The organism is Qipengyuania sp. ABI-127-1 (assembly GCA_022953095.1).
In the GTDB taxonomy this organism is placed as follows: Bacteria; Pseudomonadota; Alphaproteobacteria; order Sphingomonadales; family Sphingomonadaceae; genus Qipengyuania.
Genome location: JALJCR010000003.1, coordinates 133,057 through 155,100, shown reverse-complemented (window position 1 = coordinate 155,100; position 22,044 = coordinate 133,057). Strand labels below are relative to the sequence as shown.

General features: G+C 63.7%; 25 protein-coding genes. 11 read left to right on the top strand and 14 right to left on the bottom strand.

The window, feature by feature from the left end; translation table 11 throughout:
* The first annotated feature begins 78 nt into the window (after positions 1-78).
* Entirely contained in the window at positions 79-1,629 is a 1,551-nt protein-coding gene (locus tag MUY37_RS13420; RefSeq protein ID WP_499195869.1) for a catalase, read from the top strand.
* A 4-nt stretch (positions 1,630-1,633) separates the two neighbouring features.
* On the opposite strand, the gene MUY37_RS13415 is transcribed toward MUY37_RS13420, so the two are convergent.
* Genes MUY37_RS13415 through MUY37_RS13405 form a run of 3 tightly spaced genes read right to left on the bottom strand, consistent with a single transcriptional unit; the run spans position 1,634 to position 4,067 of the window.
* Positions 1,634-2,203, bottom strand: a complete 570-nt coding sequence (locus MUY37_RS13415) for a Smr/MutS family protein (RefSeq protein ID WP_499195868.1) — start codon at positions 2,201-2,203, stop codon at positions 1,634-1,636.
* Positions 2,200-3,384 (bottom strand): murein transglycosylase A, encoded by a 1,185-nt coding sequence (gene mltA / locus MUY37_RS13410; RefSeq protein ID WP_499195867.1) that lies wholly within the window; start codon positions 3,382-3,384, stop codon positions 2,200-2,202. The genes MUY37_RS13415 and mltA overlap by 4 nt, the downstream gene beginning before the upstream one ends.
* Before the next feature lie 26 nt (positions 3,385-3,410).
* Positions 3,411-4,067 carry a Tim44/TimA family putative adaptor protein gene (locus MUY37_RS13405; protein ID WP_499195866.1) on the bottom strand — a complete coding sequence of 219 codons (657 nt, stop codon included), beginning with the start codon at positions 4,065-4,067 and terminating at the stop codon, positions 3,411-3,413.
* A 252-nt stretch (positions 4,068-4,319) separates the two neighbouring features.
* Here MUY37_RS13405 and secB point away from each other — a divergent pair, with 252 nt between their 5' ends.
* The 5 genes from secB to MUY37_RS13380 all read left to right on the top strand — a co-directional run bounded on the left by secB (position 4,320) and on the right by MUY37_RS13380 (position 8,871).
* Complete coding sequence (gene secB, locus MUY37_RS13400; RefSeq protein ID WP_499195865.1) at positions 4,320-4,853, top strand: protein-export chaperone SecB; 534 nt, start codon at positions 4,320-4,322, stop codon at positions 4,851-4,853.
* Between the two features lie 29 nt (positions 4,854-4,882).
* Positions 4,883-6,454, top strand: a complete 1,572-nt coding sequence (gene murJ / locus MUY37_RS13395) for a murein biosynthesis integral membrane protein MurJ (RefSeq protein WP_499195864.1) — start codon at positions 4,883-4,885, stop codon at positions 6,452-6,454.
* A 16-nt stretch (positions 6,455-6,470) separates the two neighbouring features.
* Complete coding sequence (gene trpS, locus MUY37_RS13390; RefSeq protein WP_499195863.1) at positions 6,471-7,526, top strand: tryptophan--tRNA ligase; 1,056 nt, start codon at positions 6,471-6,473, stop codon at positions 7,524-7,526.
* A gap of 175 nt (positions 7,527-7,701) precedes the next feature.
* The gene (locus tag MUY37_RS13385; RefSeq protein WP_499195862.1) at positions 7,702-8,406 is read left to right on the top strand and encodes a DUF4136 domain-containing protein; all 705 of its coding nucleotides are present in this window, start codon (positions 7,702-7,704) and stop codon (positions 8,404-8,406) included.
* Between the two features lie 171 nt (positions 8,407-8,577).
* On the top strand, positions 8,578-8,871 hold the full coding sequence (locus MUY37_RS13380; protein ID WP_499195861.1) for a hypothetical protein: 294 nt from the start codon (positions 8,578-8,580) through the stop codon (positions 8,869-8,871).
* Here MUY37_RS13380 and dut read toward each other — a convergent pair.
* Positions 8,868-9,329: a dUTP diphosphatase gene (gene dut / locus MUY37_RS13375; RefSeq protein ID WP_499195860.1), complete on the bottom strand. Its 462-nt coding sequence runs from the start codon at positions 9,327-9,329 to the stop codon at positions 8,868-8,870. The genes MUY37_RS13380 and dut overlap by 4 nt on opposite strands.
* Positions 9,322-11,010 (bottom strand): bifunctional phosphopantothenoylcysteine decarboxylase/phosphopantothenate synthase, encoded by a 1,689-nt coding sequence (locus MUY37_RS13370; RefSeq protein WP_499195859.1) that lies wholly within the window; start codon positions 11,008-11,010, stop codon positions 9,322-9,324. Before MUY37_RS13370 ends, dut begins: the two co-directional genes overlap by 8 nt.
* Before the next feature lie 185 nt (positions 11,011-11,195).
* On the opposite strand from MUY37_RS13370, the gene MUY37_RS13365 reads away from it, so the two are divergent.
* Positions 11,196-11,585 (top strand): hypothetical protein, encoded by a 390-nt coding sequence (locus tag MUY37_RS13365; RefSeq protein ID WP_499195858.1) that lies wholly within the window; start codon positions 11,196-11,198, stop codon positions 11,583-11,585.
* Here MUY37_RS13365 and MUY37_RS13360 read toward each other — a convergent pair.
* The 4 genes from MUY37_RS13360 to MUY37_RS13345 form a co-directional block, all read right to left on the bottom strand.
* The gene (locus MUY37_RS13360) at positions 11,539-12,633 is read right to left on the bottom strand and encodes a hypothetical protein (protein WP_499195857.1); all 1,095 of its coding nucleotides are present in this window, start codon (positions 12,631-12,633) and stop codon (positions 11,539-11,541) included. The genes MUY37_RS13365 and MUY37_RS13360 overlap by 47 nt on opposite strands.
* Positions 12,630-13,772 (bottom strand): hypothetical protein, encoded by a 1,143-nt coding sequence (locus tag MUY37_RS13355; protein ID WP_499195856.1) that lies wholly within the window; start codon positions 13,770-13,772, stop codon positions 12,630-12,632. Before MUY37_RS13355 ends, MUY37_RS13360 begins: the two co-directional genes overlap by 4 nt.
* Positions 13,739-15,301 carry a 2-polyprenylphenol 6-hydroxylase gene (gene ubiB, locus MUY37_RS13350; protein WP_499195855.1) on the bottom strand — a complete coding sequence of 521 codons (1,563 nt, stop codon included), beginning with the start codon at positions 15,299-15,301 and terminating at the stop codon, positions 13,739-13,741. Before ubiB ends, MUY37_RS13355 begins: the two co-directional genes overlap by 34 nt.
* A 143-nt stretch (positions 15,302-15,444) precedes the next feature.
* Positions 15,445-16,176, bottom strand: a complete 732-nt coding sequence (locus MUY37_RS13345) for a class I SAM-dependent methyltransferase (RefSeq protein WP_499195854.1) — start codon at positions 16,174-16,176, stop codon at positions 15,445-15,447.
* A gap of 237 nt (positions 16,177-16,413) precedes the next feature.
* Here MUY37_RS13345 and mutM point away from each other — a divergent pair, with 237 nt between their 5' ends.
* The gene (mutM, locus tag MUY37_RS13340) at positions 16,414-17,229 is read left to right on the top strand and encodes a bifunctional DNA-formamidopyrimidine glycosylase/DNA-(apurinic or apyrimidinic site) lyase (protein ID WP_499195853.1); all 816 of its coding nucleotides are present in this window, start codon (positions 16,414-16,416) and stop codon (positions 17,227-17,229) included.
* A gap of 53 nt (positions 17,230-17,282) precedes the next feature.
* Positions 17,283-17,723 (top strand): hypothetical protein, encoded by a 441-nt coding sequence (locus tag MUY37_RS13335; RefSeq protein ID WP_499195852.1) that lies wholly within the window; start codon positions 17,283-17,285, stop codon positions 17,721-17,723.
* A gap of 12 nt (positions 17,724-17,735) precedes the next feature.
* On the opposite strand, the gene MUY37_RS13330 is transcribed toward MUY37_RS13335, so the two are convergent.
* From MUY37_RS13330 to MUY37_RS13320, 3 genes are all read right to left on the bottom strand, one after another.
* Positions 17,736-18,407, bottom strand: coding sequence for a glutathione S-transferase family protein (locus tag MUY37_RS13330; protein ID WP_499195851.1), 672 nt, complete (start codon positions 18,405-18,407; stop codon positions 17,736-17,738).
* Between the two features lie 77 nt (positions 18,408-18,484).
* Entirely contained in the window at positions 18,485-18,904 is a 420-nt protein-coding gene (locus tag MUY37_RS13325; protein WP_499195850.1) for a hypothetical protein, read from the bottom strand.
* 72 nt (positions 18,905-18,976) lie between these two features.
* Positions 18,977-19,345, bottom strand: a complete 369-nt coding sequence (locus MUY37_RS13320) for a hypothetical protein (RefSeq protein ID WP_499195849.1) — start codon at positions 19,343-19,345, stop codon at positions 18,977-18,979.
* A gap of 114 nt (positions 19,346-19,459) precedes the next feature.
* On the opposite strand from MUY37_RS13320, the gene MUY37_RS13315 reads away from it, so the two are divergent.
* Together MUY37_RS13315 and MUY37_RS13310 are read left to right on the top strand one after the other, a co-directional pair.
* The gene (locus MUY37_RS13315) at positions 19,460-19,852 is read left to right on the top strand and encodes a VOC family protein (protein WP_499195848.1); all 393 of its coding nucleotides are present in this window, start codon (positions 19,460-19,462) and stop codon (positions 19,850-19,852) included.
* Positions 19,852-20,352 carry a prolyl-tRNA synthetase associated domain-containing protein gene (locus MUY37_RS13310; protein WP_499195847.1) on the top strand — a complete coding sequence of 167 codons (501 nt, stop codon included), beginning with the start codon at positions 19,852-19,854 and terminating at the stop codon, positions 20,350-20,352. The genes MUY37_RS13315 and MUY37_RS13310 overlap by 1 nt, the downstream gene beginning before the upstream one ends.
* A 3-nt stretch (positions 20,353-20,355) precedes the next feature.
* Here MUY37_RS13310 and metW read toward each other — a convergent pair whose 3' ends face one another.
* Positions 20,356-20,955, bottom strand: a complete 600-nt coding sequence (metW, locus tag MUY37_RS13305; protein ID WP_499195846.1) for a methionine biosynthesis protein MetW — start codon at positions 20,953-20,955, stop codon at positions 20,356-20,358.
* Positions 20,952-22,040 carry a homoserine O-acetyltransferase MetX gene (metX, locus tag MUY37_RS13300; protein ID WP_499195845.1) on the bottom strand — a complete coding sequence of 363 codons (1,089 nt, stop codon included), beginning with the start codon at positions 22,038-22,040 and terminating at the stop codon, positions 20,952-20,954. The genes metW and metX overlap by 4 nt, the downstream gene beginning before the upstream one ends.
* Between the last annotated feature and the right edge of the window lie 4 nt (positions 22,041-22,044).

The following is a 22,044-nucleotide window of genomic DNA, read 5'->3' as shown; positions in this document are numbered from 1 at the left end:
AAATGTGTCACCAGGCCCGGGACCCGAACCCGCAACCGGCTCGTATGTCTATCACACTCCAACTGAAAGGCGTCGCCCATGTCCGGCTCAAAAATCCCCCCCACCACCTCCGATGCAGGTATCCGCGTACAGAGCGACGAGCATTCGCTGACGATCGGCCGCGATGGTCCGATCGTCCTCAACGATCACTATCTCATCGAGCAGATGGCGAACTTCAATCGCGAGCGCATTCCCGAGCGCCAACCGCATGCCAAGGGTTCGGGCGCATTCGGGTACTTCGAGACGACTGGCGACGTCTCGAAATATACCAAGGCCAAGCTGTTTCAGCCGGGCGTGAAAACCGATGTCGCAATGCGGTTTTCCACCGTGGCGGGCGAACGCGGCAGCCCCGACACCTGGCGCGATCCGCGCGGCTTCTCGGTCAAATTCTATACCGAAGATGGCAATTTCGACATGGTCGGCAACAACACGCCGATCTTCTTCATCCGCGATCCGCTGAAGTTCCAGCATTTCATCCGCAGCCAGAAGCGCCGCGCCGACAATGCCTTACGCGATCACGATATGATGTGGGATTTCTGGACGCTGAGCCCCGAAAGCGCGCATCAGGTGACCTATCTGATGGGCGATCGCGGCGTGCCCAAGAACTGGCGCGAGATGAACGGCTATGGCAGCCATACCTACATGCTCATCAATGCCGAGGGCGAGAAGTTCTGGGTCAAATTCCACTTCCACACCGATGTCGGCGACATGAGCGGAAACGCACATCTCACGCAGGACGAAGCGGTGAAGAAAGCGGGCGAGGATAGCGATTACCACCGCCGCGACCTGTTCGATGCGATCCACAAGGGCGATTATCCGAGCTGGACGCTGAAATGGCAGATCATGCCCTATGAGGATGCCAAGACCTATCGCATCAATCCGTTCGACCTCACCAAGGTCTGGCCGCATGAGGATTATCCGCTGATCGAAGTCGGCAAGCTGATGCTGAACGAAAACCCGGTCGATTGGGATACGCAGATCGAACAGCTCGCCTTCGAACCCAACAATATGGTTCCCGGTATCGGCCTGTCGCCCGACAAGATGCTGCTCGCTCGCGGTTTTTCCTATGCCGATGCGCATCGCGCGCGGCTGGGCGTCAATTACAAGCAGATCCCGGTGAATTCGGCCAAAAACGCGGAGGTCCATTCCTATTCGCGCGCAGGCGATATGCGGGTGAAGAATGCCGTCGATCCGGTCTATGCCCCCAATTCCTATGGCGGACCGGTCGCACAGCCCGAGGTGGGCGGCGAAGCCACCTGGCACGCCGATGGGGATATGGTGCGGCAGGCCTACACCCTGCGTGAGGACGATGACGATTGGACGCAGGCGGGCATCCTCGTGCGCGACGTCATGGATGATGCCCAGCGCGATCGCTTCGTGTCCAATGTCGCGGGCCATCTGGCCGATGGCGTCAGCGAGAAGGTTCTGGTGCGCGCCTTCGAATACTGGCGCAATGTCGATGCCGCGATCGGCGATCGCATCGAAGAAGCCGTCCGCGACAAGATCGGCGGTAAGTCGAAGGCGCCGGGAATGGCCAGCGCATTGTCGATTTCCGGTGAGGGCGTCGCGTCGAAGGCCAACGCCGAATGACCCTTCAGCGTTCGCGCCTGAGCACGATGTAGAGTGCACCGTCGCCGCCGTGGCGCTGATGCGCGCGGCGGACGGCGGCGATGGCCGAATGGTGGCTCGATGCCGCCAGCCAATCGAGCACCTTGGCGCGGATCGCGCCGCGGCGCGCGCTGCGATCCGCCGACGCCACCGGGCGCGGCTTGCCTGTGATCAGCAGGATCGTGCGTGCGCCCATCGCCCGTGCCTGCGCCACCCCGCTCATCAGCCGGTCATAGGCGGCATCGAGATTATGCCCATGCAGGTCCAGCGTCAGCTCCGGTTGCAGCGCGCCGGATTTGAGCCGCCGGTCCCAGTGCGAATCGAGACCCCGGTCCGGTTGGGTTGGCTGGTTCGGTGGCGGTGGCGGCGCGATGTGGGCCGACTTCGGCGCCCGTGGCAGGCTCGCCTTTCTGGTCGGCCCTGGCTGGGCGGGCGCTTTCGCCTCATGCGCGGGGCGGGGTTGGACAGGCTTGAGCGGATGCAGCGGCACTGTCGTCGCCGCAACCTTCTCCCATGCAGCGGCCTCTTCTGCCGACAATCCGCGCGGCGCGCTCATCGCCGGGCTTCGAGCCGTTCGATCGTCCCTCGTGGCAGCAGGACCAGCGCCGATCCGCGCGTGCTCATCTCGCCCGCAATCGCGCGCGCATCCCGGCCATTGCCCCAGAAAGTGTCGAACCGATTGGCCCCTTTGATCGCCCCGCCCGTATCCTGCGCGATCCACAGGCCATCGGCGACATCGGTTTCCATATCGAGGAATACCGGGGCTCCATAGGGCACGAATTTCGGGTCGACCGCGACCGAGGCTTCACGGCGGACGGGCACGCCCAGCGAACCCAGCGGACCATCCGAATTCAGCTCGCGGAAGAACACCCAGCTCTTGTTGAGGCGCATGATGTCGCGCCCCTCGGCGGGATGATCACGAATATAGGCCATAATGCCCTGCATCGAGGTTTCGTAAGGCGTGCCTTCGCCGATCAGACCGCGCTCGCGCATGACGCGCCCGATGCCGACATATTCGCGCCCGTTCTGACCCGCATAACCGATCCGCATCAGCGAACCGTCGGGCAGGCGCAGCAGGCCCGAGCCCTGAATCTGGAGGAAGAAGAACTCTACCGGGTCCGCCGCCCAGGCAATTTCCAGACCGCGATTCTCCAGCGCGCCCAGTTCGATCTCGGTGCGATCGTGGAACAGCACGAATTCGCCCCTGTCGTCGTAGCGGCCCAGCGGCGGGCGCCCTTCGCGCTCGCTTTCGGGCATGTCTTCGGGCCAGGCGCGCGTGAGTTCGGGCGGGACGCCATAGATGGGTACGTCGTACCCCGCGGCACGCACTCGACTACCGCGGATTTCGGGTTCGAAATAGCCGGTGGCGAAAGCCGCACCATCGCCCACACGCGCGGTTTCGAAATAGCTGGTGAAGAAGCGCCGCGCGTCGGACACCGGCCAGGTTGCCGCGGCTTCGCAAGCGGGGCGCCAGTCTTCCGCGAACGTCAGCCCGCTGGCATCCTCGCGCTTGAGGATCGATGGACACGACTCGATGAAGGATACCAGCGCCGTGCCTGCATCGTCGGGCGCCAACCCCAACGCTGCCACATCCGCTCCGCGCTCGATCGGCGCGAAGGCGGCACTGGAGACGGTTCCCGGCGGTAGCGCCACACCCTGGACCGGCCTGGTATCGGGCACCATCCTGACGCAGGCGGCAAGCGCCAGCGTCATCGCGATCACCATCGATTTGTGCATGAACCCTCCCCGTTGCGCGCGGGGCGTCAGCCCTCGTCCGTCTCGTCGAGCACCCAGTTGGGATCGGACGCCCCGATATTGCGGCGGAATGTCCACACGTCGCGGCTCTCGATCGCATCGTCCAGCGAACCGGCAATCGCATTCCCATCGGCATCGCGCGTCACGGCAGCGATATCGGCAACGAAAAGCACCGCGATGCGGGCGGTCCGCCCGTCGAGGTCGGCCGAATGAATACTGGCATCCTCGATCCGGATCAGACGGTTATCGAGCGTTTCGCCCGCTTCCTCGCGCGCATCGATGGCGCCCGCGAAGCTGGCATAAACATCATCGTCGGTGAGTTCGCGCAGGGTTTCCTTGTCGCCGTTCCAGAAAGCTTCGAGGATCATGCCATAGGCACTCTTGGCCCCTTCGAGAAAGCCGAGCAGATCGAAAGCCGGATCTGCCGAAGCAATCGCGCGGACGCCCGCTTCGTTAGCCGGCGCGCGGCTGTCGTCGGCCCCGCGCAAAACGACCGGCTGGCGTAGCTGACGCGGCGGATTGTCCGCAGGCGGCGAGGTATCCCCACGTTCGAACCGGTGTGGAATCACCTCTTCCTCATGCTCCGAACGGCGACCGAGCACCGAATAGAGCCGCAGCCCGAGAAAGGCGGCGATCATGGCAAGAATGACGATCTCGATGATCACGTAAGTAACCTGCTTCCCTACTTCTTTGCGGGCGGCAGCGTGCCCCCGGCAGTCCAGCGTCTTTCCTGCCCTAGATAGGGAAGAATTACAAACCGACAATGGTAGTGCGATGAACATCCCCCCGCGCCGCGACCGCTCGCGGCGACGCATTGCTACGCGCGGCCGACAATGCTAGGCGCGCGCCCCGACAGTCCCGCGCGCCACCAGCGGCACGCGGGGACGCACATTCGGATAATTGGAAAGCGACTGCTCATGGCCGACGAAGGCGACGTTCTCACCGACCTCAACATGGATCCCGCAGCCGGCGCCAATGGCGTCGACAACCAGCCCAGCGCGGGAATTATCTCGCAATATATCAAAGACCTGTCGGTTGAAAACCCGAACGCGCCCCTGTGCTTCCAGTGGAACGAACAGCCGCAGCTCGACGTGCAGGTCAATATCGGCGCCGACAAGGTATCCGATGAAGTCCACGAGGTAACGCTGAAGATCACGGCCACGGCCAAGACCAGCCAGGGCAATCTCTACCTGATCGATCTCGATTATTGCGGTCTGATGGGCATGCGCAACCTGCCCGACGAACATGCGCACGCCTTCCTCTTCGCCGAAGCACCGCGCCTCCTGTTCCCCTTCGCACGGCGCGTAATCGCCGATGCCAGCCGCGATGCGGGCTTCCCGCCGCTGATGCTCGACCCGATGGATTTCGGCGCGCTTTACCAGCAGCAATTGGCCGCCCGCGCGCAGGAACAGCAAGCCCAGGGCGCAACGCCGCCCGCCGGCGACGCCTGAGCGACAGACTTGCGATGAGGCTCTGACAGGTGAGCCTGCTCAAAAACGTCGGAACGATCGGCGGGCTGACCCTTGTCAGCCGCGTGGCCGGGATGGCGCGCGAGATGATTTTCTCGCGCGTCCTCGGCGCCAATGCGGTGACCGATGCCTGGTTTCAGGCTTTCATCATCCCCAATGTTTTCCGCCGCCTGTTTGCGGAAGGGGCGTTTTCCGCCGCCTTCGTCCCGATGTTTTCCAAACGCCTGAACGGCGAAGGCGGGATCGACGACGCACGCAGCTTCTCCGACGATGTGCTGAGCGTTTTCCTGCCGGTGCTCATCGCGCTGTGCGCGGTGATGATGCTGGCCATGCCGGGCGTCATCTGGCTGTTGTCGGACAAGCCGGTCGATCCCGCGACATTCGATATAGCCGTCGCCTTCGCGCGGATCATGTTTCCCTATATCGTGCTGGTCAGCCTGGTCACGCTGTTCACCGGCATGCTCAATTCGGTCAGCCGCTTCGCCCCCGGGGCGAGCTTTCCGATAATCCTCAATCTGGTGCTGATCGCCGCGCTGCTTGCTGGCGACTATGCCATGGGCGCGTTCGGCTGGAGTGTCGAGCAGGTCGCCTTCGGCGTGGCCTGGGCGGTCACCGGGGGCGGGGTGCTGCAACTGGCCTGGCTCTATTACTGGAGCCGGGTGGAAGGCTTTCGCCCGCGCCTTCTGTGGCCGCGTATCACGCCCGAGGTGAAACGCCTGTCGATCATCGCCCTGCCCGCGGCGATCGGCGGCGGCGCCTACCAGATCAACACGCTGGTTCAGCTCTATTTCCTCAACCAGCTTGCCGCAGGCTCGGTAAGCTACATGAATTATGCCGATCGGCTGAACCAGTTGCCGCTTGGGATCATCGGCATTGCGCTGTCCACCGCGATCCTGCCGACGCTGTCGAAATTCGTCGGCAGCGAGAACAAGCAGGGTGCCGACCGCATCCAGTCCGACGCCATAGAACTTTCCATGCTGCTGACGATTCCCGCAGCGGTGGCGCTAGGGATCTGCGCCACGCCGTTCGTGACCATGATCTTCCAGGGCGGCCGGTTCAGCGTGGAGGATGCGGCCATTGCGGGCGAAGTGCTCGCCGCGCTGGTTCTCGGCCTGCCGGCCTACGTCCTGGTCAAGGTGCTGGTGCCCAATTTCTACGCCCGTGCGGACACCAAGACGCCGGTGATCGCCGCTTTCATCTCGCTCGCGGTCTTCATCGGTTTCAACCTGGCCTTCCTCCAGCGGTTCGGAGTGATCGGCGTCGCCTATGCCAGCGTGATCGGCGCCTGGATCAATGTGGGCTTCCTCTGCCTCGTACTGGCGAAGCGCGGCTGGTACGCGGTGCCGGGCGCCCTGCTGCTGCGGATCGCGCGGCAACTGATCGCAGCCGGGGCGATGGGCCTTGCCTTGTTCTATGCGCGCGATTTGCTAACCGGCTGGTTCGCTGCGGGACTGTTCGCGCGCCTCGCCGCCCTCGCGGTGCTCGTCGCCTGTTCGGCCATCGTCTATTTCGGCGTCGCCTTCGCTGTCGGCGCCATCGACCGGCAGCGCATCGCTGCCCTCACCAAAAAGAGGAATCCCTGATCCCATGCGCCCTGCAATGAGAGTAGTTTCGGGCATCCAGCCTACCGGCAATCTCCACCTCGGCAATTATCTGGGGGCGATCCGCAACTGGGTGCGCATGCAGGATGACATGGAAGAAGCGAACCGCGCAGAGGGGACGACGGAGAGCGGCGATGCAGGCAGGAACCAATGTCTTTTCTTCCTTGCCGATCTGCATGCGATTTCCATGCCGCACAATCCGGCGGAGCTTAAACGGGCAACGCTGGAAATGGCCGCCGCATTGGTCGCCTGCGGGATCGATCCGCAGCGTAGCGTCCTGTTCAACCAGGCACAGGTACCGGCCCATCCGGAATTGCAATGGCTGCTTAACGGCACGGCCCGCATGGGCTGGCTGAACCGCATGACCCAGTTCAAGGACAAGAGCGGCAAGAACCGGGAAGGCGCCAGCGCCGCGCTGTTCACCTATCCGGTGCTGCAGGCGGCCGACGTATTGCTGTATCAGGCAACGCACGTCCCCGTGGGCGAGGATCAGAAGCAGCATCTCGAACTCGCCCGAGATATCGCGCAGAAGTTCAATAACGACTTCGCTTCCGAGGATGCGCCGGTATTCACCCTGCCCGATCCGATCAGCCCGCCCAAAGCCGCGCGGATCATGAATCTGCGGGACGGAACCAAGAAGATGAGCAAGTCCGACCCTTCGGACATGAGCCGCATCGAACTCGCCGACACACCCGACGAGGTGATGAAGAAGATCAAGAAGGCGAAGACCGATCCAGAACCCCTGCCGAGCGAGGAAAAGGGCCTGGAAGGTCGGCCCGAGGCGCTGAACCTCGTCACAATCTATGCCGCGCTGACCGATGGCAGCGTCGAGGACGTGCTGAAGGACTTCGGCGGCGAGGGTTTCGGCAAGTTCAAGCCGGCGCTGGGCGAATTGCTGGTGGAAACCCTGCGCCCTATTTCGGAGCGCTTCACCGCATTGCTCGACGATCGCGAAGCTCTGGATGCAATTCTCGCGCGCGGCGCCAGCCAGGCGCGCGAAATCGGACGACCGACATTGGAGGCGGCCTACACTGCGCTCGGTCTCGTCCGCTAAGTCCTTCAGGGACGGTACGTAGATACAGGAAATGTGAATCCGGGCATTCAAACCGGGTTCATGGGCGTTCGTCTACACACAGGCACAGTTACTGGCAGTGTGCCTTGGGGAAGCGGCGGACTGCGCAAATGCGCGTAATCGTGGTAGATGCGTGCTCGTTCGAAGAGGACTGATGATGACCGACCGCAAAAAGGGTTGGGGGCGCACACTCAAGCTTGCCTCCGTACCGATGATCCTGGCAGGCCTGGCCGCCTGCGCCACACCGTTCAAAGCCGACGTTTCGCGCTATCAGACGCAGTTGCCCGCTCCGCAGGGCGAAAGTTACTTTGTGGTCGCGGACGATCCGGCGCTCGCAGGCGGTCTCGAATTCGCCCAATATGCCGATCTCGTCGAAGCGCAGATGGCGCGGCTTGGCTATGCGGAAGCCGCTTCGCCAGAAGACGCTACGCTGCTGGTGCGCTTCGATTACGGGGTCGACAATGGCCGCGAGCGGGTGCGCACGACAGGCTTTCACGACCCGTTCTATTCGCCCTGGTACGGCTACCGCTCACCCTTTGGCTACCGTTCGCGGCTGGGATATTACCGCCCGCGCTATTACGGCAGTCGCTGGGGCTACGGCTTCTACGATCCGTGGTTCGGCGGCCCCGAAGTGCGCAGCTATACCGTCTATACCAGCGGAATCGACATGAAGATCGACCGCGCGGCGACCGGCGAACGATTGTTCGAAGGCAAGGCCCAGGCGGTATCCACCTCGAACCGTCTGCAATATCTGGTGCCCAATCTGGTCGAAGCGATGTTTACCGACTTCCCGGGCAATTCGGGCGAGACGCTGCGCATCTCGATCGCACCGGAAAAGACCACGGTCCGCCGAATCGACTAGCGGCGCATCCACCACCGACGTAATGACAGGAACAGGGCGGCCGATGGAGCGGGCCGCCCTTTTTCGTTCGTTTGCGTTCGTCTAATTCTGCCTGCGTCCCTGCTCGCTCGATGGACGACCTGGGTATTTGCGCCCTTCCCCGGCTAGAATACCAAGCGAAGGAGATGGGAAATGACTAGATCCGACTTGCGGCTGCCCAGCTCGGGATCGGTCCGTCGCATATATGCCGGCCTGGCTCTGCTGGTGATGATGATCCCGGCAATCGCCATGCAATTCACCAGCGAAGTGGCGTGGGATCTGCGCGATTTCGCGGCCATGGCCGCGCTGCTCGCCATGCTCGGGATCGCGCTCGAAGCGGTATTGCGGCTTGCCCGGACGGCCTCGGCGCGGCTGATCGGCATTGGCGGGGCGATTGCGCTGGCGATGCTCGTCTGGGTCGAACTGGCGACCGGGAAGATCATCTAGCCAAGCCGTGCGTGCCCGCCGGTCGAACCGAAACCGCCGGCGCCCCGCACGGTGTCGTCGAGTTCGTCGACTTCCTCCCACGCGGCCCGAGTGACAGGGGCAAGCACCAGTTGGGCGATACGATCGCCGCGCTGAATCGCGAAATCGTCGGCCCCGTGATTGATCATGATGACCTTCACCTCGCCCCGGTAATCGCTGTCGATCGTGCCCGGCGTGTTCGGCACGGTGATGCCGTGCTTGAGCGCAAGGCCCGAACGCGGGCGGACCTGAATTTCATACCCTTCAGGGATCGCCAAGGCGAGGCCGGTCGCAACCGCATGACGCTGGCCCGGTTTCAGGGTCAGATCTTCAGCCGCGAGCACATCCATCCCCGCCGCGCCGCTGGTGGCGTAGGCGGGCAGATCGAGCCCGTGTCCGTGAGGCAGGCGTTTGAGCCGCACGCCGACGGGTTCAGTCATGGTCGTCCTCTACGGGCTGAAGGGCTTCGGCGGCACGAAGCACCAGTTCGCGCGCCACGTCTTCCTTGGGCATTTCCGGCAGGCTTTCGACACCGCTCGCGGTGACGATGTGAACCTGGTTCAGGTCACCGCCCATCACGCTGTCGCCTTCCGCGCCTGAGACATTGTTGGCGATGATCCAGTCGGCCCCCTTGCGCTTGCGTTTCGACTTGGCGTTCTCGACCACGTTCTCGGTCTCTGCGGCAAAGCCGATCAACAATGTGGGGCGTTTGTGCCCGGCGGCAGTGCTTGCAAGGATATCGGGGTTTTCGGCCAGGATCAGGGCTGGCGGTGCGCTGCCGCGCTTCTTCATCTTTTCGCCTGCGATATGCTTGCTCTTCCAGTCCGCGACGGCAGCCACCATGAAGGCGATGTCGACTGGCAGGGCACGGCGCACCTCTTCGGCCATGTCCTCGGCCGTTTCCACATCGACGCGGTCCACCCCAACCGGCGTCGGCAAATGGACTGGCCCGGCGATCAGCGTGACCCGCGCACCGGCGGCGGCGGCCATCGCGGCAATGGCGAAGCCCTGCTTCCCGCTCGACCGGTTGGCGATATAGCGCACCGGATCGATCGGCTCGCGAGTCGGCCCGGCGGTGATCAGCACATGCTTGCCGTAGAGTGGACGATGCGCCGGATCGGGATCGAAAGCGGCCTGTCCCGCCAGCGGGGAATCGTCAAACGCGACCGTAGTGGTCGCAGTCCGGTCCGCGACCGGCTGCGGCATGGCGCGCATGTCCTGCCGAGCGACTTCATGATTGAGCGCTGCGGGATCGATCGGCGGGGCGGATGACGCCTTGCCCTTCTTGGCAAGGATCGGCCCCGCATCGGGCAGCGGTTCGTCCGCCTCGGGCGGTTCGGCGATCTCGGGCGCATCCGCTTCGGGCAAGTCCTCGAGCTCGGCTTCGATCTCTTCGTGGCTGCGCTGCTGGGTCGAGCGCGGAATAATCATCGCAAGCAGGCCGCCCAATCCGCCACCGCTCGGCTCCGCCTCGTCCTCGTCCTCGAGGTCTTCCGCCGTGTAGGAATCGTCGGCGATGTCCTCTGCGGGCGCCGCAAGCTGCGCGGGCGCGGGCGCCATCAGTTCGGGCAGCTCGATATCGAGACCCAGCTCCTCGCCGATGCGGCCCAGTATCGCAGGTGGCTCGGGCATCCGGCCTGGACCGAACTCGCCGCACGCCATCGGGCCTTCGTCCGGATCCATTACTGCCACGCCCGCCTGGCGCAGCCAGTCGGCATTGCGCCGGGTTGCCGAATTCTCCCACATCTTCACATTCATCGCCGGCACGGTGAGCACCGGCTTGTCGGTGGCGAGGATCAGCGTGGTCGCGAGATCGTCGGCAATGCCCGCTGCCATTTTGGCCAGCAGGTCGGCGGTGGCTGGACACACGACCACGAGATCGGCTTCGCGACTGAGCTGAATGTGCCCCATCTCGACCTCGTCCTTGAGATCGAACAGCGAGGTATAGACCTTGTTCTCGGACAGGGCGGCGAGCGCCATCGGGGTGACGAATTGCTGCCCCGCCTTGGTCAGCACGCAGGTGACCTCGCCCCCCGCCTTGCGGATCAGCCGGACGAGTTCGCACGACTTGTAGGCCGCGATGCCGCCCCCGATGACGAGCAGGATCTTCGGACCGCTCATGCCGCGACTCCACCGGCCTGCATCATGCCCGCACCCTTCCGGGCCGATCGGCGAATGGTAACCCGTAAACTCATCGCTGCGCTTGCTAGCGCCCCCCGTCCGACATGACCAGCGCATAGCACTGGCGTTTTTCCCGAATCCGCCTAACATCACATGGTGAAAAAAGGGGAAACGGGGAGGTTTTCATGCATGTGATCCTGAGCGCGATTCTGCTTGCGCTGGCGATCCTCGATCTGGTGCTGGGAACCAGCTTCCTGGTCGACCCGGCAGGCGCGGCGGGCGATTTCGGGCTGGCAATCGCATCCACTCATGGCGAATCCACCCTGCGCGGAGACATGACCGCATTCTTCTATGTGACTGCCGTGTCGCTTGCCTGGGGCGCATGGAAGCGGCGTCCCGAAGCGCTTCTGCCCGCGCTCGGCCTGTTCGGCATCGCCTTTATCGGGCGGTTCATCAACGTAATCGCGCAAGGCCCCTATGACGGGTGGATGATGCCCATGGCGGTGGAGGCGTTCCATTGCATCGTCATCATCGTGGCCATGCGGGCCTGGGGCATGCCGAAACCGGACGCCTGATCGCACCGACCAGGTCGACAAGAGCACGTGGGGCGAAGGCCAGGCCAACACCGTAAGCGGGGATGAACAGACCCATCCAGTAGACATTCTCCGGTCGCGCGAAAATGGCGACCGCCGCGATGAAGCCTGCGAACCACAGGCTTGCGAATGCGCCAAGTCGGCCGCCCACGGCAAGCCAGCCGAACAGCGGGAGCACACCGAGCGGGCCGGCGAGCCATGCAGGAAGCGTTTGCAGCAAGGTGGTGATGTGGATGCCGTAAAACGGCAGAGCAGGTCCGATCATCCCGTGCCACCCGGGCGAAACGAGATCGCCGGGCGCACGCACATTGGCGACAGCCGACGCATGAAGGGCAAGGCCAAGCGCGATCAGGACCAGTGCGCCTGAAATCGCGACCAGCTTGCGTTGTTCGCCCGCGAATATGGCAATGGCGGCCCACGCAAGCAGAAAGGGCAGCGCCAGTTCGCGCAAGGCTATCGCGGCGAGCGCAAGCGCCAAACCGCCAACCCACAGGCTGCCCACCGAAGCGGCCAGCGCCAGCGACAGCAGCATCCCGGCGAGGATTTCATGGCTGAAGGGAATATCGGCGATAAACGCCACCACGCCGAACAGCCCGGCCAGTGCAGTTGCGGCGAGCCGTTCCAACCGCCGTTCCCGCCGCAAAGCGACCATCCATCCCAGCACATTCGCGCTCCAGAGAATTACCGCGATAATGCGCCAGCCCCCTTCCCCCCAAAGCGCGCTCGTCCATGCCAGAATCGGTGTGCGGACAGTGACGAAAGGCGTCAGCGGCATGCCGAAATCGCGATGCTCGTCTGCCGCCACGGCGTAGTAGTCCTCCCCCGCCGCCACGCGCGCGTTCACCGCGCGGTAGAGGTCCATATCGACCCGCTGCCCGCGTTCGAGCCGCTGTTCGATATCCGCCTCGTGCGCAGCGTTGCGCGTCTCGAGCGCAAAGGCGTTCCAGACACAGGCGAACAGCATCGCCAGCAGCAGCGCCAGCGCCGCCCAGCGCGGCAGACGTGCGAAAGGCCGTTCGGGCAGGGTCACGCCTTGCCTCGCGCAGATTGCATCAGTGACGTAACTGACATGGGCACGAAGGCGAGCCCGACGAACATCGCAGGCGAAACGACCGCTCCCCAGTAGAAATTGTTCGCCCGGCCCGCGAGCATGAAGGCAAGACCATAGCCAAGATAAAGGAGCGTGCCGGTCGTTCCTGCTGGCGATTTCCAGCCCGCCCAGCCGAGCACCATCAGCAGGACCAGCGGTCCGGCGATTTCATGCGGCAGGAAGCGTAAGTTCGAGCTCAAGACGATATTACCGAGCCAGCCCGATAATCCGCGCAGCACCAGCCAATCTGGGCCTTCGGGATCGCTGGGCAGGACGTGCGACGAAACCAGCGCAAAATGCCAGGCTAATGCCAAAAGGAATATCATTATCAGAGCGCCCCATGCCGCTGCCTCCTTCCAATCCCGCCGCCAGGCCGCAATAGCCCCCATGAGCAGGACGAAAGGCAAGGCATGTTCGCGGATGGCCAAAGCCAGCGCCGCCACGGCCAGAGACCCACCCCAGCGCCCGGGCCGGTGCAGCCCTAAGGCCAGCGCCAGAAGCATTCCCGCCCACAGCTCGTGCAGCACGAAATAGTAGCGATTGAGGCCGAGCGAGGCGCCCATGAGTATCAATGCCGCACCGATCCGCTGCACGCGCCGACCGCCCGGTTCTTCGCCGAGGCGTTTCCACCACGCCCAGACAGTCGCGCCCATCAGCAAGATCGCGAGGACAGTCATCCCCGCTTCGCCCAGAGCAGCGTGGATATAGGCGAGCGTCGGGAGCCGGACCGCAAGGCCAGGGCGCACCGGATAGTCTCGCGCGCGCTGTTCCTCGACGACGACATCGTAATAGGCCTCGCCGCCAGCGATCCGCTCGATCACGCGGTCGTAGAAGGCAAGATCATCGTCGCGCGCAGGTTCGCTCTCGGCTGACGGCTCGATGGAGAGCAAGTCGGCACCTTCCGAAGGCGTGCCATCCACGCTTGCGCCCAGCGGAGTGAGCGCGGCAAGAACCAGCAGGGCAACCACCGCTGCCAACAGGATGCGGGCGGGCCATGGCCTCCAATGGGCGAAGCGGTCCCAGGCTGGCGCCGTAGCGGCTTTGCCTAGCCGATCCACCCCTGTGCTATCGCCGCCCATGCTGCCAGCCCCCCTGCCACTGCCGCCACGGCATAGCCCAGCAGCCCTCGCGAACGCTCCTTGCGACGGCGCCTTTCCCACATCAATTCCACATCGGGCAGCGGTGGCGGTTCGGGCGCGCCGCCCTTGGCCGGAAAGCGATCCTCGATCCTGCGGACGAGGTCGGGAATGCGCAGCAGCGTCTCGGTATCCTCGCGAATACGGTCGGCAATCGCGGCTTCCGGCCCCAGCTCGTCGCGGATCCAGCTGCGGACATAGGGTGCGGAAGTGTCCCACATGTTGATGCTGGGATTGAGCTGCGTGGCGATGCCCTCGACCATCACCATGGTCTTTTGCAGCAGCAGCAGGTGCGGCTGGGTCTGCATGTCGAAATCGCGAGTAATGGCGAACAGTCCGTCGAGCATCTGGCCGACCGACAGCTCGCTCACGGGCTTGCCGCGCATCGGTTCGCCCACCGCGCGCAGCGCCGTCGCGAATTCGTCGACATTGTGATAGCTGGGCACGTATTGCGCCTCGAAATGGATTTCGGCGACGCGGCGGTAATTGCCCGTCGTCAGCCCATAGAGGATTTCCGCCAGCCACATGCGCGCGCGCCGGTCGATCCGGCCCATAATACCGAAATCGATCGCGGCAATGGTCCCGTCCGCCTTCACGAACAGGTTCCCCTGATGCATGTCGGCGTGGAAGAAACCCGCAGCGATCGCCTGCTTGAGGAAGGCCAGCACCAGACGACTGGCAAGTTCGTCGGTATCGTGGCCCGCCGCACGGATCGCCTCGGTATTGCTGATCTTGATGCCATCGATCCAGTCGATGGTCATAACCCGGCCATTGGTGCGGTCCCAATCGATACCGGGTATTTCGTATCCGGGCGTCCCGACCATATGTTCGGCCAGTTCGGAAGCGCTCGCCGCCTCGCGGCGCAGGTCCAGCTCGCGATTGGTCCAGCGCTTGAAATTGGCGATGACCAGGCGCGGGCGGAGGCGCGAAGCCTCGCCGCCCATCGCCTCGACATGCGCGGCGGCCCATTCATAGGTGTCGATATCGCGGGCGAACTGTTCGCGCACACCGGGGCGCAGCACCTTGACCGCAACCTGCCTGCCCTCGGTCGTGACTGCGCGGTGGACCTGCGCGATCGAGGCGGCGCCGATCGGAACGGGATCGAATTCGGAATACAGCGCCGTGAGAGGTTGCTCGAAGCTCGCCTCTATACTCTGCCTGATCTGCTCGAAATCGACCGGTGGCAGATCGTCCTGCAAGGTCAGCAGATTGCGCGCCGCGTCCTCGCCGACGAGGTCGGGCCGCGTGGCGAGCGTTTGGCCGAGCTTGATCGCCGCCGGGCCGATTTCGCGGAAAGCGCCCGCATAGTCGGGTTCCGTGGGCTGCACGGTGCCGAAGCGGGCAATACGCACCAGCCGCTTGACCGGAGGCGGTGTGTTGGGATCGCGCTCGATCCCGCGCAGCGCGCCATGCCTTGCGAGCGTGCGCCCCCACTTCAGGAGACGCCAGATATGCGTCGAAGGACGAGCCATCTAGTTCAGCTCGCCTGACGGCTCGGCTGTTCCGTCCCGCGCCCCCTCCCGGCCACCCATAGAATACCGTGCCGTGGGTGGCCGGGAGGGGGCGCGGGACGGAACAGGGCGCAGCGACCGAAGGGAGCGAACAGACGCCACTGTCACACCTTCCACCCCGAATGAATGTTCACCGCACCGCCGAGAATCGATTCGACGCGTGTATTCTCGAAACCGGCACTGCGGATCATCGCCTCGAATTCCGCAGGCCTGGGAAAGCGGCGGATAGATTCGGCGAGATAGCGATAGCTGTCCTCGTCATTCGCGATCACCTTGCCAAGCTGCGGCATGACCTTGTGCGAATAGAGGTCGTAGATTTCCTTGAACCCCGGCCAGTCGGTCTGGCTGAATTCCATGCAATAGAAGCGACCGCCAAACTTCAGCACGCGGTGCGCCTCGCGCAAGGCCTTGTCGATATAGGTGACGTTCCGGATGCCGAAGACGATGGTGTAGGCATCGAAGATCCGGCTGGAAAAGGTTAGCTCCTCGGCGTTCTGGCGGCTCCACACCAGCCCGTCGATCCCGCGTTCCATCGCGCGTTCGATGCCGACATCGAGCATGTCCTGGTTGATGTCGGAGACGGTGACGCTCGCCCCGCGCTCCGCCATGCGGAAGGCGATGTCGCCCGTGCCGCCCGCCATATCGAGGATCGCCTCGCCCGGCTGCGGTTTCACGCGGGCCACGAAGCGGTTTTTCCAAAGCCGGTGCATGCCGCCGCTCATGGCGTCGTTCATCACGTCGTATTTGGCGGCGACATTGGAAAAGACCTCGCCCACGCGGCCGGTCTTTTCGGTCGCGTCGATGTCTTCGTAGCCGAAGGAAACGGTGTCGTTCATGGGTAACGGCCTTAGGGGGTGATGGGCGCAAGGTAAATGCGGGTTGGAAGGGAGTTTTTGTCGCGTGCGTGAAGCGCATCCGCGCTTCCCTTGCTGTTCCGTCCCACGCCCCCTCCCGACCACCCATAAGATACCGTGCCGTGGGTGGTCGGGAGGGGGCGTGGGACGGAACAGGGCGCCGCGACCGAAGGGAGCGAATAGACGCCATCAAGACTCCCTGTTACCCGCACCCCAACCATGCCGGAGCTACCCGAAGTCGAAACCACAGTGCGCGGTCTGGCGCGCTTTCTCGAGGGCGAGACGATCACACGCGTTGTCGTGAACCGCCCCGATATGCGCCGCCCCTTCCCGCCCGGTCTGGTGCAGGCGCTGACCGGGGCGAGCGTGACGCATCTTTCGCGCCGCGCGAAATACGGTCTCATCCATACCGACCGCGACCACGCGATGGTTTTTCACCTCGGCATGAGCGGTCGGTGGCGGATCGATCCGGAGGAGGCGGACAAGCACGACCATCTCGTGATCGAGACGGCGCGCAACGTCTTTGCCCTCAACGATCCTCGGCGGTTCGGATCGGTCGACCTGCTGCTCGCCCCCGAGCTCGACGTGTGGCCACCCTTCGCCGCGCTGGGGCCGGAGCCGCTAGGCGAGGCGCTGACGGCGGAACATTTGCGCGAGGCCACCAGAGGCCGCAAGCAGGCGATCAAGCTGCTGCTGCTCGACCAGCGGATCGTGGCGGGCCTCGGCAATATCTATGTCTGCGAGGCGCTGTGGCACGCGGGCATCCATCCGCGAAAGGCAGGCGGCAAGGTGACCATGCCGCAGCTCAAGCGCCTCGTCCCGGCGATCAAGGATGTGCTCGAGCGCTCCATCCGCGACGGCGGCAGCACCTTGCGCGATTTCGCCCAGCCCGATGGCGAGCTGGGCTATTTCGCCACCCGCTTCCACGTTTACGGCCGCGAAGGCGAGCCCTGCCACCACGAGGACGGCGGCACGATCCGCCGCATCGTACAGGGCGGGCGCAGCACGTGGCTCTGTCCGGTTTGTCAGAAGTGAAGGCGGGTCCATCTAACCTGTTGCGAGCTGAAAATTGCGAGCCATAACAGCGCATGGACAAACTGACTCTTCAATACCGCTATGATGACAGTCACGAAGACAAGAGTCTGCCTCATGAGGACTTTGGGCGGCTTTCAGTCCAAATCGAAACCGAACGTTTTCGAGGCAAGGGTGGCTTTTGGGTACGGTGGCAGGATGTAGTCGCGTTCGGTGAGAGCCTTCGCACATATCCAATTGCGAAGGACGCTCCGGTCGAAACTCTGTGGGGCTACGATACGCTAGAGGGAGACGATGTCATCATTCGAATCCGTATCGAACCGAAAGACGCGTTGGGCCGCTTGTTGGCTTCGGTCGAAATCGCTGACGATCACGATCGCTCGCAGCGCCTCAAAACGTCCTTTCGCACTACTTACGCAGCACTCGACGTTTTCCGTCAGGATATTGCCGAACTGATGGATCAGAAATTGGAAAGTGCAGTGCTACACGGGCATTGATCCCGACTTGCCTCACAAATCCAGCGAAGCATATTCCCGTGGCGGGGGTAGGCCGTCCATTTTCTCGCTCAGCAGCGGGCGGAAGCTGGGGCGGCTTTTCATGACCATATACCACTGGCGCGCCTGGTCATGGCCCTTCCACTCGATCCCGCCAAGATAGTCGACCACCGAGAGATGCGCCGCGCAGGTGAGGTCGGCGAGGCTCAGCGTCGGCCCCGCGAGCCACTGGCGCGTATCGACCAGCCAGTCGATATAGTCGAGATGGCCGTGCAGCAGGCGGCCCATGCTCCGCAGCACCTGCGCATCGGGCGACTGGCGCAGCACGAGGCGTTTCTTCATCTTCTCGTGCAGCGCGGGCTCGGTCACGTCGTGATAGAAATTCTCGTCGAACAGGCTGACCAGGCGGCGGATTTCCGCACGCTGCAGCGCACTGCCGGAAATCATCGGTGTGCGGTCGACCGTTTCTTCCAGGAATTCGCAGATCGCCTGGCTGTCGCTCAGCGCCACCCGGCGCGCGGGGTCATGCAATACCGGCGTCCGTCCGGCAGGATTGAGGTGCCACAGCTCGTCGCGCCCTTCCCAAGGGTATTCGCGCACCAGTTCGTAAGCGACGTTCTTTTCGCCCATCAGCAGGCGCAGCTTGCGGCTGAAGGGGCACAGGGGGAATTGATGAAGTTGCCACATGGATTCAGCCGCATTGCCACAAGGGCGGGCCGCCCGTCCACCGGGCCGAGAAGGCAAGGTGCCAATTTAGCGGTGGATCAATCGCGTTCCGGCATCGCTTCGCGGAACCGCTCGGCCATTTCGCGTAGCAGCGGAGTCATCGCCGCCAGACTCTCGGCCATCGAACCTGCGGCCTGCATGGCGCGCGGGACATTGCGCGCAACCTCTTCGCCGATGCGGTCGGCTTCGGGCGTCATCTGGCGCAGCGTCATGTCGGGATCGATCCGGCGCGCTTCCTCGCCCGCCATGTCGGCGGCGGCTTCGGCAAGGGGGCCGATCGGCATGTCGAGCAGCACCTCGGTCATTGCCTGCAGCATCAGCGCCATGTCGCGCTGACGTTCGGGATCGTGCAGATGCTCGCCGAAGGCCGCGAGCGGCGCATCGGCAGGTCCGGCGGCCTCGGCCATGGTGGGGGTGGCAAGCCCCGCGAGCAAGGCTGGCAGGAGGATTTTACGCATGGGTATCCCCGGCAGGTTCACGATCGGCTCACACCGCTAGCGCATGCGGGCTGACGCGATCCTGAACGGGAGTTACAGGCCCGATGCGTCCAGCATCAGCAGGCAGGCGGGCATCACTTCGTCCAGCCGCTCGGGCGATCCGCCGAATTCTTCATGCTCGCGCATCACCAGGCCCATGATCGTATCGCGATCGGTATCGAGTTCGTGCATCAACCGGGCGGTCGTGCGCACGAAGAATTCCTGCCCGCGCTCGGCCATGACGGGATAATGCGCAAGTTCGCCATCGCGCTGGGCGCGGTGGACCAGCCCGAAGGCGACCGAACAGCGCAATCCGCTGGCCTGTTCGAGCGTGAGATCGGGAAGCTGCGCGGCCGAGGCCGCCGGAGCGCCGGTGGCGGCTTGCATGAAGGACAGGGCGAGCGAGGCGAAGATAGTCGACATGCGGCGCTTTTACGCGCGCCTGGCTGAACCGCAAGCGACGAAGTACGATCGCCGCTTGTCAGGATGCCGCGGCCCAGTAAGGTGGCGAATCGAAACCCAAAGGAGAGAGACGGGATGTTCAACCACATCATGATCGGCACCAACGATATCGACAAGGCCAAGGCCTTTTACGAAAAGGTGCTCAAGGTCGTCGGCTGCGAAATGGCGATCGACAATACCGATGCGAAGGGCAACAAGCGCGTCTTCTTCATGCATAATGGCGGCACCTTCTGCCTGACCCAGCCGATCGATGGCGAGGCAGCCACCTGCGCCAATGGCATGACGATCGGCTTCAAATGCGACAGCGGCGACCAGGTAAAGGAACTGCACGACGCGGCCATCGCGGCTGGTGGCACTAGCATCGAAGACCCGCCCGGACCGCGCCAGAACGCCATGGGTACGATGCACCTGTCCTATTTCCGCGATCTCGACGGTCACAAGATCTGCGGCATCCACCGCGAAGCGTGATGCGCGGCGAAGCGGGATTGCTGGCGGACCTCGACGCGCTGGCAATCCCGTTCGAGGCGCATGAGCACGCGGCGGTCTTTACAGTCGAGGAGAGCCGGACAATCGATGCCGACATTCCCGGCGCGCATACCAAGAATCTGTTCCTGAAAGATGCGGGCGGCGCCTTCTGGCTGGTCACCGTGCCAGCCGAGGCACGCGTGGATTTGAAGGCCCTGCCCGCCGCGATCGGCTGCAAGCGCGTGAGTTTCGGCATAACAGGGGATATGGACCGCCTGCTGGGCATAACGCCCGGTTCGGTCACACCTCTCGCGATGATCAACGCACAGCCCGAAAGTGTGACCGTGGTGCTCGATCGATCGATCGCCGAGGCGAAGCGGATGAACATTCACCCCTTGCGCAACAACGGCACGCTCGGCCTGTCCGGCAAGCATGTCCTCGCCCTGCTGCGCCATTGGGGGCATGAACCGCACGTGGCGGAAATTCCGAAGAAAGCCGGCTGACGATCAGCGCGCGAGTTCGAACACAGCAAACTCCGCACGGCTGTTGGCGGCCAAGCGACCGATCGGGCGCTCTTTGGCGAAATACCAGTCGCGCTCGATCGTCGCGCCCTTTTCGGCAGCGAGGTCGCGAAAGTCGAGAATGGTGACGTGGTGGATGTTCTGCGTTTCGTACCAGCTTACCGGAATCGCCCGTGTTACCGGCATGCGTCCGCCAAACATCAGCGCCGCACGAGTCCGCCAGTGGGCGAAATTCGGAAAGCTGACAAAGGCGCGGTTTCCCACGCGCAGCAATTCACCCAGCATCCGGTCGGGTCGTTCGGCGGTCTGGAGCGTCTGGCTCAGCACGGCATAGTCGAACCCCTTGTCCGGATAATCGCCCAGATCCCGGTCCGCATCGCCCTGCACCACGGACAGGCCCTGCGATACGCAGCGCTCGACACAGGCACCGTCGATCTCGATCCCGCGCACGTCGCATGCCTTTTCGCGCAGGGCCAGCATCAGCGCGCCATCGCCGCAACCGATATCGAGCACCCGGCTGCCCGGCTCGATCTGGTCGGCGATCACCGCGAGATCGGGGCGCAGTTCGGTTGCAGGATGGCTCACCCAAGAAACCCCCCGATAACCCGGTCGAGCGCGGGCACGTCGAGCAGGAAGCTGTCATGCCCGTGCGGCGCGGAAAGTTCGACGAAACTCACCGCGGCCCCCGCCGCATTCAGCGCGTGGACGACATGACGGCTCTCGCTCGTGGGATAAAGCCAGTCGCTGTCGAAGCTGACGAGGCAGAAACGCGCATCGGCCCCCGCAAATGCGTTAGCCAGCCTGCCGCCATGCTCTTCCGCAAGGTCGAAATAATCCATCGCGCGGGTGATATAGAGATAGCTGTTGGCATCGAACCGCCGGGTGAAACCGCTGCCCTGATACCGCAGATAGCTCTCGACCTGGAAATCGGCATCGAAACCGAAGCTCTTGGCGTCCCGGTCCTGTAGATTGCGCCCGAACTTGCCGGTCAACGCCTCTTCGGAAAGATAGGTGATATGCGCTGCCATGCGCGCCACGGCGAGGCCGTTATCGGGCGCTTCGCCCCCGTAATAATTGCCTTGCTTCCAACGCGGATCGGCCATGATCGCCTGGCGTCCAAGCTCATGGAAAGCGATGTTCTGCGCCGAATGGCGACTGGTCGAGGCGATCACCAGAACACGGGCAGTGCGTTCGGGCCAGTTGGCGGCAAGGCTGAGCGCCTGCATCCCGCCCATCGATCCGCCGACCACCGCATGGAGACGGTCGATCCCGAGCGCATCGAGCAGGCCGACATGGGCGCGCACCATGTCACGGATGGTGATGACCGGAAAGCGCATGGCATAGGGAGCGCCGTCGGGGGCAGCGCTTGCGGGGCCGGTCGAGCCCATGCAGCTGCCGATGACATTGGCGCAGATGACATGGAAGCGATCCGTATCGATCGGCTTGCCTGGGCCGACCATTCGCTCCCACCAGCCGGGCTTGCCGGTGATCGGATGGGCCGAGGCGACATATTGATCGCCGGTCAACGCATGGCACAGCAGGATCGCGTTGGAGCGGTCCGCATTCAGCTCGCCATAGGTTTCAAGCGCCACCTCGACACGTGCCAGGTCGCCTCCCCCATCGAGAGGGAGCGGGCCGGGTAGTGTAATCGTTTGCGACGTCGCGCTCAAAACT

Coding starts and splice junctions, on each gene's coding strand:
- MUY37_RS13385 (WP_499195862.1), top strand. CDS start 7,702: ATGACCGACCGCAAAAAGGGTTGGGGGCGCACACTCAAGCTTGCCTCC.
- trpS (WP_499195863.1), top strand. CDS start 6,471: ATGAGAGTAGTTTCGGGCATCCAGCCTACCGGCAATCTCCACCTCGGC.
- secB (WP_499195865.1), top strand. CDS start 4,320: ATGGCCGACGAAGGCGACGTTCTCACCGACCTCAACATGGATCCCGCA.
- MUY37_RS13415 (WP_499195868.1), bottom strand. CDS start 2,203: ATGAGCGCGCCGCGCGGATTGTCGGCAGAAGAGGCCGCTGCATGGGAG.
- MUY37_RS13380 (WP_499195861.1), top strand. CDS start 8,578: ATGACTAGATCCGACTTGCGGCTGCCCAGCTCGGGATCGGTCCGTCGC.
- MUY37_RS13370 (WP_499195859.1), bottom strand. CDS start 11,010: ATGAGCGGTCCGAAGATCCTGCTCGTCATCGGGGGCGGCATCGCGGCC.
- mltA (WP_499195867.1), bottom strand. CDS start 3,384: ATGCACAAATCGATGGTGATCGCGATGACGCTGGCGCTTGCCGCCTGC.
- MUY37_RS13355 (WP_499195856.1), bottom strand. CDS start 13,772: ATGGGCGGCGATAGCACAGGGGTGGATCGGCTAGGCAAAGCCGCTACG.
- ubiB (WP_499195855.1), bottom strand. CDS start 15,301: ATGGCTCGTCCTTCGACGCATATCTGGCGTCTCCTGAAGTGGGGGCGC.
- dut (WP_499195860.1), bottom strand. CDS start 9,329: ATGACTGAACCCGTCGGCGTGCGGCTCAAACGCCTGCCTCACGGACAC.
- MUY37_RS13315 (WP_499195848.1), top strand. CDS start 19,460: ATGTTCAACCACATCATGATCGGCACCAACGATATCGACAAGGCCAAG.
- MUY37_RS13325 (WP_499195850.1), bottom strand. CDS start 18,904: ATGCGTAAAATCCTCCTGCCAGCCTTGCTCGCGGGGCTTGCCACCCCC.
- MUY37_RS13320 (WP_499195849.1), bottom strand. CDS start 19,345: ATGTCGACTATCTTCGCCTCGCTCGCCCTGTCCTTCATGCAAGCCGCC.
- MUY37_RS13420 (WP_499195869.1), top strand. CDS start 79: ATGTCCGGCTCAAAAATCCCCCCCACCACCTCCGATGCAGGTATCCGC.
- MUY37_RS13345 (WP_499195854.1), bottom strand. CDS start 16,176: ATGAACGACACCGTTTCCTTCGGCTACGAAGACATCGACGCGACCGAA.
- mutM (WP_499195853.1), top strand. CDS start 16,414: ATGCCGGAGCTACCCGAAGTCGAAACCACAGTGCGCGGTCTGGCGCGC.
- MUY37_RS13310 (WP_499195847.1), top strand. CDS start 19,852: ATGCGCGGCGAAGCGGGATTGCTGGCGGACCTCGACGCGCTGGCAATC.
- MUY37_RS13330 (WP_499195851.1), bottom strand. CDS start 18,407: ATGTGGCAACTTCATCAATTCCCCCTGTGCCCCTTCAGCCGCAAGCTG.
- MUY37_RS13335 (WP_499195852.1), top strand. CDS start 17,283: ATGGACAAACTGACTCTTCAATACCGCTATGATGACAGTCACGAAGAC.
- MUY37_RS13365 (WP_499195858.1), top strand. CDS start 11,196: ATGCATGTGATCCTGAGCGCGATTCTGCTTGCGCTGGCGATCCTCGAT.